Raw genomic sequence first — 17,530 nt, 5'->3', positions numbered from 1 at the left:
GGTCAGGCGATAAAGACCTGCCACAGCAGATGGCGGAAAACCGGCATCATCGGATGGAACTGGATGCCGACGAACGCTGCTACGGCGACGATCAGCCCCAGCGGGCCTGCCCAGCGCAGACGTTCCGGCGGCAGCCAGGCGGTAGCCCAGTCGCGGCTTTTGCCGCTGCGCCACCAGCGCCAGCATAACCAGCCGCCCAGCCAGATCAGCAGTGCAGCCCCCAGCAACAGCCACTTAAAGCTGCCGCCCTGCGCGGCCTTTGGCACATCAATCGCCACGCCCGCCAGAATGCCGGGCAGCAGATAGAGCGGTGGCCAGAGGATGCAGCCGATGATGTTCGGCGGCAGGAACTTACGTACCGGCAGCTCCAGCATGCCAGCTGCCAGTGGGATCAGCGGCCGCGTCGGCCCCACAAAGCGCCCGACCAGGATGGTAAACATGCTGTGCTGATGCAGGGCGTGCTCGGTTTTATCCAGCAGCCCCGTGTACTTCTGCAGATATTTCCAGCGGTGCAGCGGCCCCTGGAATTTCCAGCCGATACCGTAGGACACCCAGTCACCAATCAGACAGCCCGCAAAGCCCGCAGCCCAGGCCGGATAGAGGCCAAGCTCGCCGCTGCCGACCAGCGCGCCCAGGCTGGCCATCATTACCGTGCCTGGCAGCAACAGCCCGACCAGCGCCAGCGACTCCAGAAACGTCACCAGCGCAACGGCAAACAGCGCCCATTCCAGGGACTGTGTAATCAGTTGTTGAATCCAGGCTTCCATAATCATCCTTAGCAAAAGCAGAAGGCTGGATTGTCCTGAGCCAGCCACACAGCGTCAAGGCAAGAATTGTAGGGCAATGTTGACAAAAGCCAGCTGCGGGAACTGTATAAATATCCATGGTATACTTAACGGGTTTTCTCATCCCTGAAATGCTGAGTCCGGAGAACTGCTGATGATGCCCCGCGCAGGTTTTGTGCTCACCCGCCACTGGCGCGACAGCCCGCATGGCACGGAAATTATCCTCTGGCTCGCCACCGATGCGGGCCCGCAGCGCGTAGTGCTGCCGGTGCAGGAGTCCGTGGCCTTTATTCCTGAGGTGTTTCAGGTGCAGGTGCGCGCGTTACTCCAGGATGAACGTCAGTTTCGGATTCAGTCGCTGGCGCTGAAAGATTTCCGTCGCCGCCCGGTTTTCGGCCTCTACTGCCCGCAGAACCGGCAGCTTCAGCGCATTGAAAAACGGCTGCGCGAACAGGGCATTCCGGTCTATGAGGCGGACATCCGCCCACCGGATCGCTATCTGATGGAACGTTTTATCACCGCGCCCGTCTGGTTTGATGGCGAACAGCAGGGTGACAGCGTGGTGAATGCGCGGCTCAAGCCGCATCCCGACTATCGCCCGCCCCTGAAGTGGGTGTCACTGGATATCGAAACCACCCAGCATGGTGAACTGTACTGCATCGGGCTGGAAGGCTGCGGTCAGCGTCAGGTCTACATGCTCGGCCCGGCCAACGGCGACGCCAGCGCCCTCGATTTTGACCTGATCTATCTCGACAGCCGTCCTCAGCTGATTGAGGCGCTGAATCAGTGGTTTGCCGAGCACGATCCGGATGTGCTGATTGGCTGGAATGTGGTGCAGTTTGACCTGCGCGTGCTGCAGAAACATGCCGACCGCTACGGCATTCCGCTGCGTCTGGGCCGCCAGCAGGCCGCGCTGGAGTGGCGTGAACATGGCTTCAAGCCTGGGGTTTTCTTCGCCCTTGCCAGCGGCCGCCTGATTATTGATGGCATCGAGGCCCTTAAATCGGCGTTCTGGGATTTCCCCTCCTTCAGCCTGGAGTCGGTGTCGCAGCAGCTGCTGGGCGAAGGGAAAGCGATCGATAATCCCTGGCAGCGCATGGAGGAGATCAACTGGCGCTTCGCCAACGATAAACCGGCGCTGGCGCGCTATAACCTGAAAGATTGCGAGCTGGTCACGCGCATTTTCCACAAGACGGCGATTATGCCGTTTCTGCTGGAGCGCGCGGCGGTCAACGGCCTGGCGGTGGATCGTCATGGCGGATCGGTGGCGGCTTTCAGTCATCTCTATATTCCCCGGATGCACCGCGCCGGGTTTGTCGCGCCCAACCGGGGAGATGTCGCGCCGGAAGCGAGTCCGGGCGGCTATGTGATGGATTCGCGCCCCGGCCTCTATGATTCCGTGCTGGTGCTGGACTATAAGAGCCTCTACCCCTCTATTATCCGCACCTTCCTGATCGACCCGGTCGGACTGGTGGAAGGCCTGGCCCATCCCGATGATGCCGATTCGGTCGCGGGGTTCCGCGAAGCGCGCTTCTCGCGACACACCCACTGCCTGCCGGCGATGGTTGAGCAGATCTGGCTGGGCCGAGACGCGGCGAAAAAGCAGAACAACCAGCCGCTGTCGCAGGCGCTGAAAATCATTATGAACGCCTTTTACGGCGTGCTGGGCACCAGCGCCTGTCGCTTCTTCGATCCGCGTCTCGCCTCCTCGATTACGCTGCGCGGTCACGCCATCATGCAGCAGACCCGCGCGCTGATTGAGGCGGAAGGTTACGATGTGATCTATGGCGACACCGACTCCACCTTTGTCTGGCTGAAGTCGGCTCACGACGAAGAAGAAGCAGCGGCGATTGGTCAGCAGCTGGTGCAGAAGGTGAATGCCTGGTGGCATGACCATCTGCAGCAGACCCAGGGACTGACCAGCGCGCTGGAGCTGGAGTATGAAAGCCACTTCTGCCGTTTTCTGATGCCGACCATTCGCGGCGCGGAACAGGGCAGCAAAAAACGCTACGCGGGCCTGATCCGTGACGCAGACGGCGAACGCATGGTCTTCAGGGGGCTGGAGTCGGTGCGGACCGACTGGACGCCGCTGGCCAAAACCTTTCAGCAGCAGCTCTATCATCGCATCTTCCACCGGGAACCCTGGCAGGATTACATTCGGGAGACGGTGGCGCAGCTGCTGGCGGGGGAACTCGACGATCAGCTGATCTACAAAAAGCGTCTGCGCCGTCCGCTAAAAGAGTATGAACGAAACGTGCCGCCCCACGTTCGCGCGGCGCGGTTGGCCGACGAGCAGAATCGCAAATTAAACCGCCCGCTGCAGTATCAGAACGGTGGCCGGATCCGTTACGTCATGGCGACGGCGGGGCCCGAGCCACTGGAGGCGCGCAGCACGCCACTGGACTATGATCACTACGTGACCCGGCAACTTCAGCCGGTTGCTGAAGGGATCCTGCCCTTTGTGGACGGGGACTTTGCTACACTGATTACCGGGCAGCTGGGTCTTTTTTGACAGGTGACGAACGCCCTGCCATCCAGTACCATAGCGCCCTTCCTGAAACTCACCGCTCTTAAGTACGCTCCAGACCCTGCTGTCTGGCGGTAACGCTATTGTCTGAGTTTTGGGAAACACCTCTAAAAACGTTAAAATTCGAGCAAAAAATATATGGTTTTTACATTAGGTCAGCGCTGGATTAGTGATACGGAAAGTGAACTGGGACTGGGCACCGTGGTGGCGATCGATACCCGCATGATCACCCTGCTCTTCCCGGCCACGGGGAAAACCGCCTCTACGCCCGCAACGATTCGCCGGTTACCCGCGTCATCTTTAACCCGGGTGACACCATCACCAGCCACGAAGGCTGGCAGATGCGCGTCGATGACGTCCGCAACGAAAATGACCTGATGACCTACATCGGTACCCGTCTGGATACCGACGAGAGCGACGTGATGCTGCGCGAAGTGATGCTCGACAGCAAACTGGTGTTCAGCAAACCCCAGGATCGCCTGTTTGCCGGCCAGCTCGACCGGATGGATCGCTTTGCCCTGCGCTTTCGCGCCCGTAAATACCAGAGTGAGCAGTACCGTCTGCCGATCAGTGGCTTACGCGGTATGCGCACCAACCTGATCCCGCACCAGCTGCACATTGCCCACGATGTGGGCCGCCGCCATGCGCCGCGCGTGCTGCTGGCCGATGAAGTGGGTCTGGGAAAAACCATTGAAGCCGGCATGATCATCCAGCAGCAGCTGCTGGCGGGCCGGGCCGAACGTGTCCTGATTGTGGTGCCTGAAACCTTACAGCACCAGTGGCTGGTCGAGATGCTGCGTCGCTTCAACCTGCGCTTTGCGCTGTTTGATGATGACCGCTACACCGAAGCGCAGCACGACAGCGATAACCCGTTTGAAACCGAGCAGCTGATTATCTGTTCGCTCGACTTTGTGCGCCGCAACCGTCAGCGCCTTGAGAAACTGGCGGATGCCGAATGGGATCTGCTGGTGGTCGATGAAGCGCACCATCTTGCCTGGTCAGAAGGCGAGCCGAGCCGTGAATATCAGGTCATCGAACAGCTGGCAGAGAAAATCGCCGGCGTTCTCCTGCTGACCGCGACGCCGGAGCAGCTGGGTATGGAGAGCCATTTCGCCCGTCTGCGTCTGCTTGACCCGGATCGCTTCCACGATTTTGATGCCTTTGTTGAAGAGCAGCAGCATTTTCGCCCGATTGCCGACGCCGTGACGGCGCTGCTGGCAGACAAGGCGATCTCTCAGGCGGAGATGAACCGGATCAACGACCTGGTCGGCGAACAGGACATCGAGCCGCTGCTGCAGGTCGCTAACAGCGATCGCGATGGCAAGCAGGAGGCGCGCCAGGAGCTGATCTCCATGCTGATGGATCGTCACGGCACCAGCCGCGTGCTGTTCCGCAACACCCGAAATGGGGTTAAAGGCTTTCCGAAACGCGAGCTGCACCAGATCCGTCTGCCCCTGCCCGCGCAGTATCAGACTGCGATTAAAGTTTCCGGCATTATGGGCGCGCGCAAAAGTGCCGAAGAACGTGCGCGTGACCTGCTCTATCCGGAACAGATTTATCAGGAATTTGAAGGCGACAGCGGCACCTGGTGGAACTTTGACCCACGCGTTGAGTGGCTGATGGGCTATCTCACCAGCAACCGCAAAGAGAAAGTGCTGGTGATCTGCGCCAAAGCCGCCACGGCACTGCAGCTGGAGCAGGTACTGCGCGAACGTGAAGGTATCCGGGCCGCCGTGTTCCATGAAGGTCTGTCGATCATTGAACGTGACCGTGCTGCGGCCTGGTTCGCCTCCGAAGAGAATGGCGCGCAGGTACTGTTGTGCTCTGAAATCGGCTCCGAAGGGCGTAACTTCCAGTTCGCCAGCCGTCTGGTGATGTTTGATCTGCCGTTTAATCCGGACCTGCTGGAGCAGCGTATCGGCCGTCTGGATCGTATCGGTCAGGCGCATGATATTCAGATTCTGGTGCCGTGGCTGGAGCAGACCGCTCAGGCTGTGCTGCTGCGCTGGTATCACGAGGGGCTGGATGCGTTTGAACACACCTGCCCGACCGGCCGCACCATTTATGACAGCGTGCATTCAGAGCTGATTGGCTATCTGGCCGCGCCGGAAAACAGCGAAGGTTTCGATACGTTTATCAGCGAGTGCCGCAAACAGCATGAAGCACTGAAAGCGCAGCTGGAACAGGGCCGCGATCGTCTGCTGGAGCTGAACTCCAACGGCGGCGAATCGGCCCAGCTGCTGGCCAATGCCATCAGCGAGCAGGATAACGACACCGGTCTGGTTAACTTCGCACTCAACCTGTTTGATATCGTCGGTATCAATCAGGAAGATCGCAGCGATAACCTGATCGTCCTGACGCCGTCCGACCACATGCTGGTGCCCGATTTCCCTGGTCTGCCGGAAGATGGCTGCACCATCACCTTTAACCGCGACCAGGCGCTGTCCCGCGAGGATACCCAGTTCATTACCTGGGAGCACCCGCTGATCCGCAACGGTCTGGACCTGATTCTCTCGGGCGATACGGGCAGCAGCGCGCTGTCGCTGCTGAAAAACAAGGCGCTGCCGGTCGGCACGCTGCTGGTCGAGCTGATCTATGTCGTAGAGGCGCAGGCGCCGAAGCATCTGCAACTGACGCGCTTCCTGCCGCCAACGCCGATCCGTCTGCTGATGGATACCAAAGGCACCAATCTGGCGGATAAAGTGGAGTTCGAGAGCTTCAACCGTCAGCTCAACGCGGTGAACCGTCATACCGCCAGCAAACTGGTGAATGCGGTCCAGCAGGATGTGCATGCGATTCTGCTGCAGGGTGAAGAGAGCGTCGTCAGCGAAGCGCGTGCGTTGATTGACGCTGCGCGCGCCGAGGCGAACGAGAAGCTGGGCGCTGAGCTCTCGCGTCTCAACGCGCTGAAGGCCGTGAACCCGAACATCCGTGAAGATGAAATCGAGGCGCTGGAAAGCAACCGCGAACAGGTGCTGGAAAGTCTCGATCAGGCTAACTGGCGTCTCGACGCGCTGCGCCTGATTGTCGTGACCCACCAGTAAGCTCAGGGGCCGCATGGCCCCTCTTTTTTTGGAAAGCCCCATGGAACCTTACAATCCGCCGCGCGACCCCTGGCTGCACATTCTTTATCAGGATGCGCATATCATGGTGGTTAATAAACCCAGCGGTCTGCTCTCGGTACCCGGCCGGTTACCTGAAAACAAAGACAGCGTGATGACGCGGATTCAGCGGGACTTCCCGCAGGCGGAGTCGGTCCATCGGCTGGATATGGCGACCAGCGGCGTGCTGGTCGTCGCCCTGACCAAGGACGCCGAGCGTGAACTGAAACGTCAGTTCCGCGAGCGCGAGCCAGCCAAAACCTACGTGGCCTGCATCTGGGGACATCCGGAAAAGGAGGAGGGTCTGGTTGATCTGCCGCTGATCTGCGACTGGCCGAATCGTCCGAAGCAGATGGTCTGTTTTGAGAACGGTAAAGCCGCGCAGACGGCGTATCAGGTGCTGGAATACCGTGACGATAACAGCGCGCGCGTGTCGCTGAAGCCGATCACCGGTCGCTCGCACCAGCTGCGGGTCCACATGCTGGCGCTGGGTCATCCGATTCTGGGTGATAACTTCTATGCTCATCCGGACGCCAGGGCGATGGCCTCACGCCTGCTGCTGCATGCGGAGTCGCTGACCATCACACATCCGGCGTTTGGCAATGCGATGACGTTCCGCCAGCCTGCCGACTTCTGAGAACCCCACGCTGCCGGTGCCTGCAAGCCTCCTCTGTAGCAGAAGAGGCCATGCAGCCGGAAATTACTTAAAGCCTTTCTCTTTACGAATCAGATCGTACGCCGCCTGAATCTCCTGCGCTTTCTGCTTCGCCATCTCCATCATCTCAGGCGGCAGACCTTTCGCCACCAGCTTGTCAGGGTGATGCTCACTCATCAGCTTGCGGTAGGCACGCTTAATCGTGGTGGCGTCATCACCCGGCTTCACGCCCAGCACGCTGCAGGCGTCGTCCAGCGTCGGTCCGCGTTGCGCCTGCTGGAAACCGCCAGATCCACGCTGGCCGCCGCCAAACTGCTGCCCGCCCTCCATCATGCGCAGAAACTGATCGAACTGCACGCGTGAGATACCCAGCTCCTCGGCAATCACATAAAGCACCTGGCGCTCGTTGGGGTGCAGCGACCCATCGGCAAAAGCGGCCTGAATCTGAATCTCCAGAAACATCCGGATCAGATCGAAGCGGCCAAAGCAGGCGCTGCGCAGTTCACGCAGTTTACTGCGTAACGGGTAATCCGCCTGCTTGCCTTCGCGGAAGGCGCGCTGGGCCGCCGTGCGTGAGTCACCGTGCAGCTGCATCCGCTCCATTAACAGCGATGCAATCTGAATATCGGCTTCGGTGACACGCCCTTTTGACTTGGTCAGATGGCCCATCACCTGAAAGGTAGTGCTGAAAAACAGCGTCTGTCGGGTCTGATTGTTTGAGAAGTAAGCCTTGCCTTGCGCACCGCGTACTTTGTCAATCATGTGGCCAATGATCAAACCGATCACAATACCCCAGAAGCCTGCGCCGGAAAGTAATCCCACTGCCAGACCCACAACTTTTCCCCAGTAGCGCATAAACTCCTCAATTCGCCATGCTTGCGGCTGAAAATTGCATTATCATACCTGTCATTTACCTCAGCGCCTAACAGCAACGCTGACAGACCAGGATTAACACTGGCGCAACGCCGGGCAGTAAGTTAGTCTCTGACCCGATTGTCGGCATGATGCCAGTTTTCATGGAATTCTCGATACCGCGTATGAAAAAACATATACCTACCCTGCTGGCCACACTGATCGGCGCAGCCATTAGCCAGCAAGCCTTTGCCGACGATTTGATGTCGCAGTGTATGTTAGGCGTGCCGAGTTACAATCGCCCGCTGGTCAATGGCGATGCGAATCAGCTGCCTGTCACCATCAATTCTGACGCCGCCAAAGGGAACTATCCCGACGATGCGGTATTTACCGGCAACGTCAATATTGAGCAGGGTAACAGCCGCATGCAGGCCGATGAAGTTCAGCTTCATCAGCGCCAGCAGAACGGCCAGACCGCCCCGGTTCGCACCGTCGATGCGCTGGGTAATGTGCACTACGATGACAATCAGGTCATCCTGAAAGGTCCGAAAGCCTGGTCAAATCTCAACACCAAAGATACTAACGTCTGGAACGGTGATTACCAGATGGTGGATCGTCAGGGACGCGGGACTGCCGATCAGATGAAGTTGCGCGGCGACAACCGCTACACCATCCTGGAAAACGGCACCTTTACCTCCTGCCTGCCGGGCTCAAACAGCTGGAGTGTGGTGGGATCTGAAGTGATCCAGGATCGCGAAGAGGAAGTGGCCGAGATCTGGAATGCCCGCTTTAAGATCGGTTCCGTGCCGGTCTTTTACAGCCCCTATCTGCAGTTACCGATTGGCGATCGTCGTCGCTCCGGTTTCCTTATTCCCAATGCAAAATATGGCAGCAACAACGGCTTTGAGTTCATGCTGCCCTATTACTGGAACATCGCGCCGCAGGCCGATGCCACCATTACGCCGCACTACATCAGCAAGCGCGGCATGAAGTTTGAAAATGAATTCCGCTATCTGACAGAGCTGGGCGCTGGTCTGATGGAGTTCGATTATCTCGGTTCAGACAAGCAGTACGACAAAGATAAAGCGTTGCGCGGTATCGCCGAAGATGACAGTTCTAATCGCTGGTTATTCTACTGGCGTCATGCTGGCGTCTATGACAAAAACTGGCGTTTCAATGCGGACTACACCAAGGTCAGTGATAGCTACTACTTCAACGATCTCGACTCGAAGTACTACAGCTCGACCGATAACTACGCCACGCAAAAATTCAGTATTGGCTACGCAGATACCAACTGGGATGCCACGCTTTCCACCAAAGATTTCCAGGTATTTGGTAACACCAGTAACAGCAACGTCTACCGCGCCATGCCGCAGCTGGACGTCAATCTCTATCAGAATGATATCGGTCCGTTTGATGGCCGGATCTATGCCCAGGCGGTGAAGTTTACCAACGTCAGCGATCGCTACCCTGAAGCGACCCGCCTGCATATTGAGCCGACCCTGAACCTGCCGCTGTCCAACGGCTGGGCCAGCCTGGATACCGAAGCCAAATTACTGGCGACGCACTATCAGCAGGATGATGTTGAGTATTACAACAACAACATCGACACCGATCGTAACAACCAGCTTAAAGAGTCCGTTAACCGTACGCTGCCGCAGTTTAAGGTCGATGGCCGGCTGGTCTTTGACCGCGACATGAACTCGGCGGTGGGTTACACCCAGACGCTGGAGCCACGGGTGCAGTACCTCTATATCCCGTACCGCAATCAGAGCAACATCTATCCATACGACTCCACGCTGCTGCAAACTGACTATACCGGCCTGTTCCGCGATCGTACTTACAGCGGCCTGGATCGCATCGCTTCTGCGAATGAAGTGGCGACCGGCGTCACCTCCCGTATTTATGATACCGATCTGGTCGAACGTTTTAACGTTTCTGTGGGTCAAATCTACTCGTTTACCCCTTCTCGTACTGGTGTGAATCAAACCAGTAAAGAAGATGATACCGGCAGCCTGATCTGGGCTGGCGATACATACTGGAAAATCAGCGATCGCTGGGGCGTCCGGGGTGGTCTGCAGTATGACACCAAACTCGACAACGTCTCTCAGGGCAATACCGTCCTGGAATATCGCCGCGATGCCGACCGCATGGTGCAGCTGAGCTACCGTTATAGCAGCCCGGAATATGTTGCGGCTGCGCTGAACGACAGCAACCTGGTTAACAACCGTATTTACAAAAACGGGATTTCACAGGTGGGCACCACGGCCAGCTGGCCGATTGCCGATGCATGGTCTGTGGTAGGCGCTTACTACTACGATACCCGCAACTCGCGTCCGGCATCGCAGTTGGTTGGCGTGCAGTACAGCTCATGCTGTTATGCGATCCGGGTCGGTTACGAACGCAAAATTAACGGTTGGGAAAACAACGACAGTAAATATGACAACCAAATCTCATTCAACATTGAGCTGCGTGGTCTGAGTCCTAACTACGGTTTAGGTACCAACGATATGCTGCGTCAGGGCATTATTCCTTACCAGCCCGCTTTCTGATGTTGTGATGTTTGACAGGCAATCCCGCAGTGCGGAACCAACAATGGATAAAGTATGAAGAACTGGAGAATGCTGATTCTTGGTGTGGCACTCAGTGCCAACACTGCGTTCGCAGCACCACAAGTCGTTGATAAAGTTGCTGCCGTAGTCAATAACGGCGTGGTTCTTGAGAGTGACGTTGACGGCATGATGAGTACGGTTAAATCTCAGGCCCGGCAGGCAAATCAGCAGCTGCCCGATGATAAAACATTGCGCCATCAGATCCTGGAACGTCAGATCATGGACAACATCATCCTGCAGATGGGCGAGAAAGCGGGCGTTCAGATCAGCGACGAACAGCTGGACCAGGCTATTCAGAACATCGCAGCCCAGAACCGTATGAGCCTCGATCAGCTGCGTAGCCGTCTGGCTTATGACGGCATGAACTACAGCGTCTACCGTGCTCAGATCCGCAAAGAGATGATGATTGCCGAAGTCCGCAACAACGAAGTACGTCGTCGCGTCACCATCCTGCCGCAGGAAGTCGATACGCTGGCTGCCCAGATTGGCTCTCAGAACAGCCAGGGCACCGAGCTGAACGTCAGTCATATTCTGCTGCCGCTGCCGGAAAACCCGACGCAGCAGCAGGTCGATGAGCAGGAGACGCTGGCAAAACAGCTGGTTGGCGAACTGAAAAATGGCGCTGACTTCGGCAAGATGGCTGTCACCTATTCCGCCGACTCTCAGGCGCTGAAAGGCGGCAACATGGGCTGGGGCAAAATCGAAGAGCTGCCGACCCTGTTTGCTCAGGCGTTGGCAACGGCTAAAAAAGGCGATATCGTCGGGCCGATCCGTTCCGGTGTGGGCTTCCACATCCTGAAAGTGAACGACCTGCGCGGCGAGAGCAAAAATGTCTCCGTCACCGAAGTGCATTCACGTCACATCCTGCTGAAGCCATCACCGATCCTGACTGACAGTCAGGCGCGCGCGCAGCTGGAGCAGATCGCTGCCGACATCCGCAGTGGAAAAACTACCTTCGCTGCCGCGGCCAAGCAGTACTCTGACGATCCGGGTTCGGCTAACCAGGGCGGCGATCTCGGCTGGACGTCACCGGAAGTTTTCGATCCGGCGTTCCGCGACGCGCTGCTGCGTCTGCAGAAAGGTCAGCTCAGTCAGCCGGTCCACTCCTCTTTCGGCTGGCATCTGATTCAGCTGCTGGATACCCGTCAGGTCGATAAGACCGATGCGGCTCAGAAAGAGCGCGCATACCGTATGCTGTTCAACCGTAAGTTTGCGGAAGAAGCGCAGACCTGGATGCAGGAACAGCGCGCCAGCGCCTATGTGAAGATTCTGGATGGCAATGCGCAGTAATCGTGTGGTGATCACGCCCGGCGAACCCGCCGGGATTGGTCCCGATCTCACCGTTCAGCTGGCTCAGCAGGCGTGGCCGGTTGAGCTGGTGGTGTGCGCCTCACCGGCTCTGCTAAAGCAGCGTGCGGCGCAGCTCGGCCTGCCACTGACCCTGCGACCTTATCAGCCTGGCGTGGCTGCCGAGCCACAACAGGCGGGGACACTGACTATCCTGCCCGTTGAAACCGCTGAACCGGTAACGCCTGGCGAGCTCTGCGTTGCGAATAGCGATTATGTGCTGGCCACGCTGACGCGCGCCTGTGACGGTTGTCTGTCCGGTGAGTTTGCCGCGCTGATCACCGGTCCGGTGCATAAAGGCGTGATCAACGATGCCGGTATCGCCTTCACCGGCCATACTGAGTTCTTCGCCGACCGCGCAGGCGGTCATCGCGTCGTGATGATGCTGGCGACTGAAGCGCTGCGCGTTGCGCTGGCGACAACCCATCTGCCACTGAAGGATGTCGCCGCGGCGGTAACGCGCGAATGCCTGCATGAGGTGATCACGATTCTGCATCGCGATCTGCAGCAGAAGTTTGCGATCGCCGAGCCACACATCTACGTCTGCGGTCTTAACCCCCACGCGGGCGAAGGTGGCCATCTGGGCCGCGAAGAGATCGAAACGATTACGCCGGCACTGGATGAGTTGCGTCAGCAGGGTATCAGGCTGACCGGCCCGCTGCCTGCAGATACGCTGTTCCAGCCTAAGTATCTGCAACATGCCGATGCGGTTCTGGCGATGTATCACGACCAGGGCCTGCCGGTCCTTAAATTTCAGGGGTTTGGCCGGGCAGTAAATATTACCCTGGGCCTGCCCTTTATCCGGACCTCCGTTGACCACGGCACCGCGCTTGAACTCGCCGGGCTGGGTCAGGCGGAACCGGGCAGCTTCATCACGGCGCTTAACCTCGCCATCACTATGATCAAGAGCAGTAATGAATAATCGCGTCCATCAGGGGCACTACGCCCGTAAACGTTTCGGGCAGAACTTCCTGAACGATCAGTACATTATCGACAGCATTGTCTCCGCTATTCATCCACAGCGCGATGAAGCGCTGGTCGAGATCGGTCCTGGCCTGGGTGCCCTGACCGAGCCGGTAGGCGAACGCCTTGATAGCTTAACGGTGGTCGAGCTGGACCGCGATCTCGCCGCGCGTCTGCAGACCCACCCGTTCCTTGGCCCGAAACTGACTATCTTCCAGCAGGATGCCATGACCTTCGACTTCGCCGCCCTGGCGCAGGAGCGAGGCCAGCCGCTGCGGGTATTTGGTAACCTGCCGTATAACATTTCGACCCCGCTGATGTTCCACCTTTTCAGCTATACTGGTTCGATCAAAGATATGCACTTCATGCTGCAGAAAGAGGTGGTTAACCGTCTGGTTGCCGGTCCGGGCAGTAAAGCTTATGGCCGCCTGACGGTGATGGCGCAATATTACTGCCAGGTGATCCCGGTGCTGGAAGTGCCGCCGCACGCCTTTACGCCGCCACCGAAAGTGGACTCTGCAGTGGTGCGTCTGGTGCCTTTTGCCGAGCCGCCCCATCCGGTCAGCGACGTGCGTATTCTGAGCCGCATTACGACCGAAGCCTTTGGCCAGCGCCGCAAAACGTTGCGAAACAGCCTGAACCACATGGTCACGGCGGGTGCACTGGAAGAGTTGTCCATCGATCCCGGCCTGCGCGCTGAAAACGTTTCGGTCGCGCAATACTGTCAGCTGGCCAACTGGCTGGCGAATCATCAGGGAAAATCGCAGGAGTAAGTCATGAGTGAAACGGCCCGCGTCTCCGTCCATGTACAGAGCCAGTACGTCGCCTCTCAATCCTCGCCGGATGAGGATCGCTACGTCTTCGCCTATACCATTACGATACGCAACCTGGGTCGTTCCGCTGTGCAACTGCTGGGGCGCTACTGGCTGATTACCAACGGTAATGGTCGCGAAACGGAAGTTCAGGGTGAAGGCGTGGTGGGTGAACAGCCCCACATCGCTCCCGGCAATGAGTTTCAGTACACCAGCGGTGCCGTGATCGAAACCCCAATGGGCACCATGCAGGGGCACTATGTGATGGTCGATGAGCAGGGTGAAACCTTTCACGTCGATATCCCGGTGTTCCGCCTCGCCGTTCAGACCCATATTCACTGATTCACACGCTTTTTGCCCGCGGAGCCGGGCACCTTCCTGATGGATAAAACGTTATGAGCACATACCTGATTGGCGACGTTCATGGTTGCTACGACGAATTACGGGCATTGCTGCAACAGGTCGATTTCAACCCTGAACAGGACACCCTGTGGCTGACCGGCGACCTGGTGGCGCGCGGCCCCGGCTCGCTTGAGGTTCTGCGCTACGTAAAATCGCTGGGCGACGCGGTGCGTCTGGTGCTGGGTAATCACGATTTGCATCTGCTGGCGGTCTACGCCGGGATCAGCCGCAACAAGCCCAAAGATCGTCTGACGCCGCTGCTGGAAGCAGAGGATGCGGACGAGCTGATTAACTGGCTGCGTCGCCAGCCCCTGCTGCAGGTGGATGAAGAGAAGAAGCTGGTGATGGGCCATGCCGGTGTTACGCCGCAGTGGGATATTGAGACCGCAAAAAAGTGTGCGCGTGAAGTTGAAGCGGTGCTTGCCAGCGACAGCTATCCGCTGTTCCTGGATGCCATGTATGGCGACATGCCAAACAACTGGAGTGAAGACCTGACCGGTCTGGCCCGTCTGCGCTTCAGCACCAACGCCCTGACCCGCATGCGTTACTGCTTCCCGAATGGTCAGCTGGATATGATCTGCAAAGATGCGCCGGAGTCGGCGCTTCCCCCGCTGAAACCCTGGTTTACCCTTGAGGGGCCGGTCGCACGCGATTACACCATTATCTTTGGTCACTGGGCGGCGCTGGAAGGTAAAGGCACGCCTGAAGGGATAATCGGTCTGGACACCGGCTGCTGCTGGGGCGGAACGCTGACCCTGCTGCACTGGGAGACACAGCGCTATGTGGTGCAGCCCTCCAACCGTGAAAAAGCGCTGGCTGCCAGCGACAGCCTGGCCCCGCCTGCGCTGTAACGATCATGCTGGCCGTCAGGCCAGCATGTTGTCTCAGGCCCCGATAACGCCGCCATCTTCGCGGGTGATCATGATCACCGATGAGCGCGGACGCGGGCTGTTGTGCGGGAAATGGGAGTCCCCCTCTTCGCCGGGATGCTGCACATTGACGAACAGCGTTCTGTAATCGGGCGTGAAGGTAATGCCGGTCAGCTCGCACGATTTCGGGCCGACCATAAAGCGGCGGATCTCGCCGCTGTCGGGATCGCCCACCAGCATCTGATTATTCCCCTGCCCCTGATAATCCTCTTTGTTACTGTATTTGCCATCGGTCAGGATCCACAGGCGTCCTGCGGCATCAAATCCCAGACCATCCGGGCTGTTGAAGGTATTCTCTGCGGTGATGTTGGGCGTGCCGCGATAGATCCCCTCAGGGTGGGCGATCGGATTACCGCACAGCGCATAAATATCCCACTCAAACGACAGCGCGGTGGCATCGCCCTTCTCATCCCAGCGGATAATCTGGCCATAGATATTTTTGGGCCGCGGGTTGGCCGCATTAACGGGCATCCCCTCGTTACCGCGCTTGTTGTTGTTGGTCAGCGTGCAGTAGGCGCGGCCATCATGCGGATTCACGGCGATCCATTCCGGCCGGTCCATGCGGGTGGCGTTCACCACATCGGCCGCCGCGCGCGCGTTGATCAGGACATCAGCCTGGCTGCTGAAGCCCCTTTCTGCGGTGAGGCCATTTTCGCCCCACTTCAGTGCCAGCCAGCGCCCGGTGCCTTTAAGCGGCGTGCCCTGCGCATCGCCATTGAACTGCGCCACATAGAGCGTGCCCTTGTCCAGCAGCCCCCGATTGGCTTTCGCGTCATCCGGGATAACCCGATCGTCGGAAACATATTTATAGATATACTCGCCGCGCTCATCATCCCCCATGTACACCACCAGCTGACCGGTTTTAGCGACCGTGACCGCCGCATTCTCATGTTTGAAGCGGCCCAGCGCGGTGCGTTTGATCGGCACGGAGTGGGGATCAAAGGGATCGATTTCCACTATCCAGCCGTGGCGGTTAAATTCGTTGGGGTTTTTCGCGACATCAAATCGGGGATCGAAATCGGCCCAGTTCCGCTCCGGCTCGGCGGCATTCAGGGTATAGCGCTTCTGCTGCGGGCTCGGCGTGAAGTCCGCCTGCTGAGTGCCGAAATAGGTGTCATAGTTTTCTTCGCAGGTCAGATAGGTGCCCCAGGGCGTTTTGCCGTTGGCGCAGTTACCAAAGGTGCCGAGGACATTCATGCCCTGCGGATCGGCTGCGGTCTGCAGTGCCTTGTCACCCGCGGCGGGGCCTGAAAAGCGCATCGGGGTATTCGCGGTAATACGGCGGTTGTAGTCAGACGGACGCACCACCTGCCAGCGATTATCCTCGCCCCGCTTCACTTCCACCACGGAAATACCGTGCGCCGCCTGTGACTTTTTCACATCCTCCAGGCTGGTCGCTTTGCTGCCACCGTGGGCAAACAGCGTGGGTTCGTTGACATATTCATTGTTGATCGCCATTACACCGCGATGATCGTCGATGGCAAAGAAGCTCATTCCGTCATTATTGTCACCAAACTGCTTTTCCTGATCCTCCGCGCTGTTGTTGCCGTGCGGATCGAACGCGGCGGCCCCGTTTACCAGCGGATCGCCCCATGAGATCAGCACCTCGGCGCGGTAGCCGGGCGCCACCACCACGTCGTCGGCGGTCGAGGCGGCAATCGCCTGAAAGCCCAGCAGCGCGCTCCCCGCCGGTTTCTCTGCGGCCCGCGCGCCGGATGAAAGCGTCAGGCCGCCGCTGAGAAAGCCGGTCAGGCCAAGAGCACCGGAACCGGCAAGAAATTTACGACGCAGTGGATCAGGCAGGCGGTCAGTGCTTAATGCGGATAATTCGATTTTCATTGGTGATTGCTTCCTTTGTCACGATCCCAGAAAAGAAGCAATGCTAATGAATAATGATGACAGCCAGGTTACAGCCGGATGGGGGCGGGATTAGCGACGACGGTCAAGGATCTCGAAGCAGTAGCTGTGGGAGTTCTGCTCATCAGCATCGTGAAATTCGCTGAACGTCGATTGCCACTCGTCCGGCTCGTAATCCGGGAACTGGGTATCGCCTTCAACTTCTGCATCGATATGGGTCAGGTAAAGACGATCAGCACGCTTCAGCATCTGCTCATAGATGCGCCCACCGCCAATCACCATGATCTCTTCTGCATCACCGGCGGCCTGAAGTGCGTCATCCAGCGACGTGACCCAGGTGACCCCTTCTGCGCTGCCGGGCTGACGGCTCACCACAATATTCAGGCGGCCAGGCAGAGGACGACCAATTGATTCAAACGTCAGCCGGCCCATAATCACTGGTTTCTTCAGCGTATTGCGTTTGAACCACGCCAGATCGGCAGGCAGGTCCCACGGCATGGCGTTTTCCATTCCAATAATGCGATCTGCTGCTAATGCCGCGATAAGACTAATCATGTTAACCACTCACTGAAAAAAAATTGGCGCCATGATACGTAAAGGTGAAAGTTTCGTCGATAGGGGGATCGGTCTATTTGCGTAAAGCTTTTTATGACGCCGTTTTTCACAGCCTGTGTAGCGTTTTTCACCG

General features: G+C 58.2%; 12 protein-coding genes and 1 pseudogene. 9 read left to right on the top strand and 4 right to left on the bottom strand.

What is annotated here, in order from left to right; genetic code table 11:
- Nucleotides 1–2: 2 nt before the first annotated feature.
- Nucleotides 3–767, bottom strand: coding sequence for a DedA family protein (locus ACLHDD_RS00260; protein WP_427102461.1), 765 nt, complete (start codon nt 765–767; stop codon nt 3–5).
- Nucleotides 768–942: 175 nt separating this feature from the next.
- On the opposite strand from ACLHDD_RS00260, the gene polB reads away from it, so the two are divergent.
- The 3 genes and pseudogenes from polB to rluA all read left to right on the top strand — a co-directional run bounded on the left by polB (nt 943) and on the right by rluA (nt 7,050).
- A complete protein-coding gene (gene polB, locus ACLHDD_RS00255; RefSeq protein WP_427105145.1) occupies nt 943–3,297 on the top strand; it encodes a DNA polymerase II in 2,355 nt (784 codons plus the stop codon).
- A gap of 153 nt (nt 3,298–3,450) precedes the next feature.
- A pseudogene (gene rapA / locus ACLHDD_RS00250) lies at nt 3,451–6,356 on the top strand (RNA polymerase-associated protein RapA).
- Nucleotides 6,357–6,396: 40 nt separating this feature from the next.
- Nucleotides 6,397–7,050, top strand: a complete 654-nt coding sequence (gene rluA, locus ACLHDD_RS00245) for a bifunctional tRNA pseudouridine(32) synthase/23S rRNA pseudouridine(746) synthase RluA (RefSeq protein WP_427102460.1) — start codon at nt 6,397–6,399, stop codon at nt 7,048–7,050.
- 63 nt (nt 7,051–7,113) lie between these two features.
- Here the strand turns inward: rluA and djlA are convergent, their stop codons facing one another.
- The gene (djlA, locus tag ACLHDD_RS00240) at nt 7,114–7,923 is read right to left on the bottom strand and encodes a co-chaperone DjlA (RefSeq protein WP_427102459.1); all 810 of its coding nucleotides are present in this window, start codon (nt 7,921–7,923) and stop codon (nt 7,114–7,116) included.
- Nucleotides 7,924–8,105: 182 nt separating this feature from the next.
- Between djlA and lptD the strand changes: the two genes are divergently transcribed.
- From lptD to apaH, 6 genes are read left to right on the top strand one after another with little or no spacing between them, the layout of a single operon-like run.
- Nucleotides 8,106–10,472 (top strand): LPS assembly protein LptD, encoded by a 2,367-nt coding sequence (lptD, locus tag ACLHDD_RS00235; protein ID WP_427102458.1) that lies wholly within the window; start codon nt 8,106–8,108, stop codon nt 10,470–10,472.
- A gap of 54 nt (nt 10,473–10,526) precedes the next feature.
- Complete coding sequence (gene surA, locus ACLHDD_RS00230; protein WP_427102457.1) at nt 10,527–11,822, top strand: peptidylprolyl isomerase SurA; 1,296 nt, start codon at nt 10,527–10,529, stop codon at nt 11,820–11,822.
- Nucleotides 11,812–12,801 (top strand): 4-hydroxythreonine-4-phosphate dehydrogenase PdxA, encoded by a 990-nt coding sequence (gene pdxA, locus ACLHDD_RS00225; protein ID WP_427102456.1) that lies wholly within the window; start codon nt 11,812–11,814, stop codon nt 12,799–12,801. Before surA ends, pdxA begins: the two co-directional genes overlap by 11 nt.
- A complete protein-coding gene (gene rsmA, locus ACLHDD_RS00220; RefSeq protein WP_111139379.1) occupies nt 12,794–13,615 on the top strand; it encodes a 16S rRNA (adenine(1518)-N(6)/adenine(1519)-N(6))-dimethyltransferase RsmA in 822 nt (273 codons plus the stop codon). Before pdxA ends, rsmA begins: the two co-directional genes overlap by 8 nt.
- 3 nt (nt 13,616–13,618) lie before the next feature.
- Nucleotides 13,619–13,996, top strand: a complete 378-nt coding sequence (gene apaG, locus ACLHDD_RS00215; protein WP_427102455.1) for a Co2+/Mg2+ efflux protein ApaG — start codon at nt 13,619–13,621, stop codon at nt 13,994–13,996.
- A 53-nt stretch (nt 13,997–14,049) separates the two neighbouring features.
- Entirely contained in the window at nt 14,050–14,907 is an 858-nt protein-coding gene (apaH, locus tag ACLHDD_RS00210) for a bis(5'-nucleosyl)-tetraphosphatase (symmetrical) ApaH (RefSeq protein ID WP_427102454.1), read from the top strand.
- 33 nt (nt 14,908–14,940) lie between these two features.
- Here the strand turns inward: apaH and ACLHDD_RS00205 are convergent, their stop codons facing one another.
- Nucleotides 14,941–16,824: a PhoX family protein gene (locus ACLHDD_RS00205; protein ID WP_427102453.1), complete on the bottom strand. Its 1,884-nt coding sequence runs from the start codon at nt 16,822–16,824 to the stop codon at nt 14,941–14,943.
- A 90-nt stretch (nt 16,825–16,914) separates the two neighbouring features.
- On the bottom strand, nt 16,915–17,397 hold the full coding sequence (folA, locus tag ACLHDD_RS00200) for a type 3 dihydrofolate reductase (RefSeq protein WP_427102452.1): 483 nt from the start codon (nt 17,395–17,397) through the stop codon (nt 16,915–16,917).
- Nucleotides 17,398–17,530 lie beyond the last annotated feature (133 nt).

It is taken from the genome of Pantoea sp. NSTU24 (assembly GCF_050157905.1).
Lineage (GTDB): Bacteria > Pseudomonadota > Gammaproteobacteria > Enterobacterales > Enterobacteriaceae > Pantoea.
The sequence above is the reverse complement of the archived record's forward strand: the minus strand, read 5'-3'. Positions and strand labels throughout refer to the sequence as shown.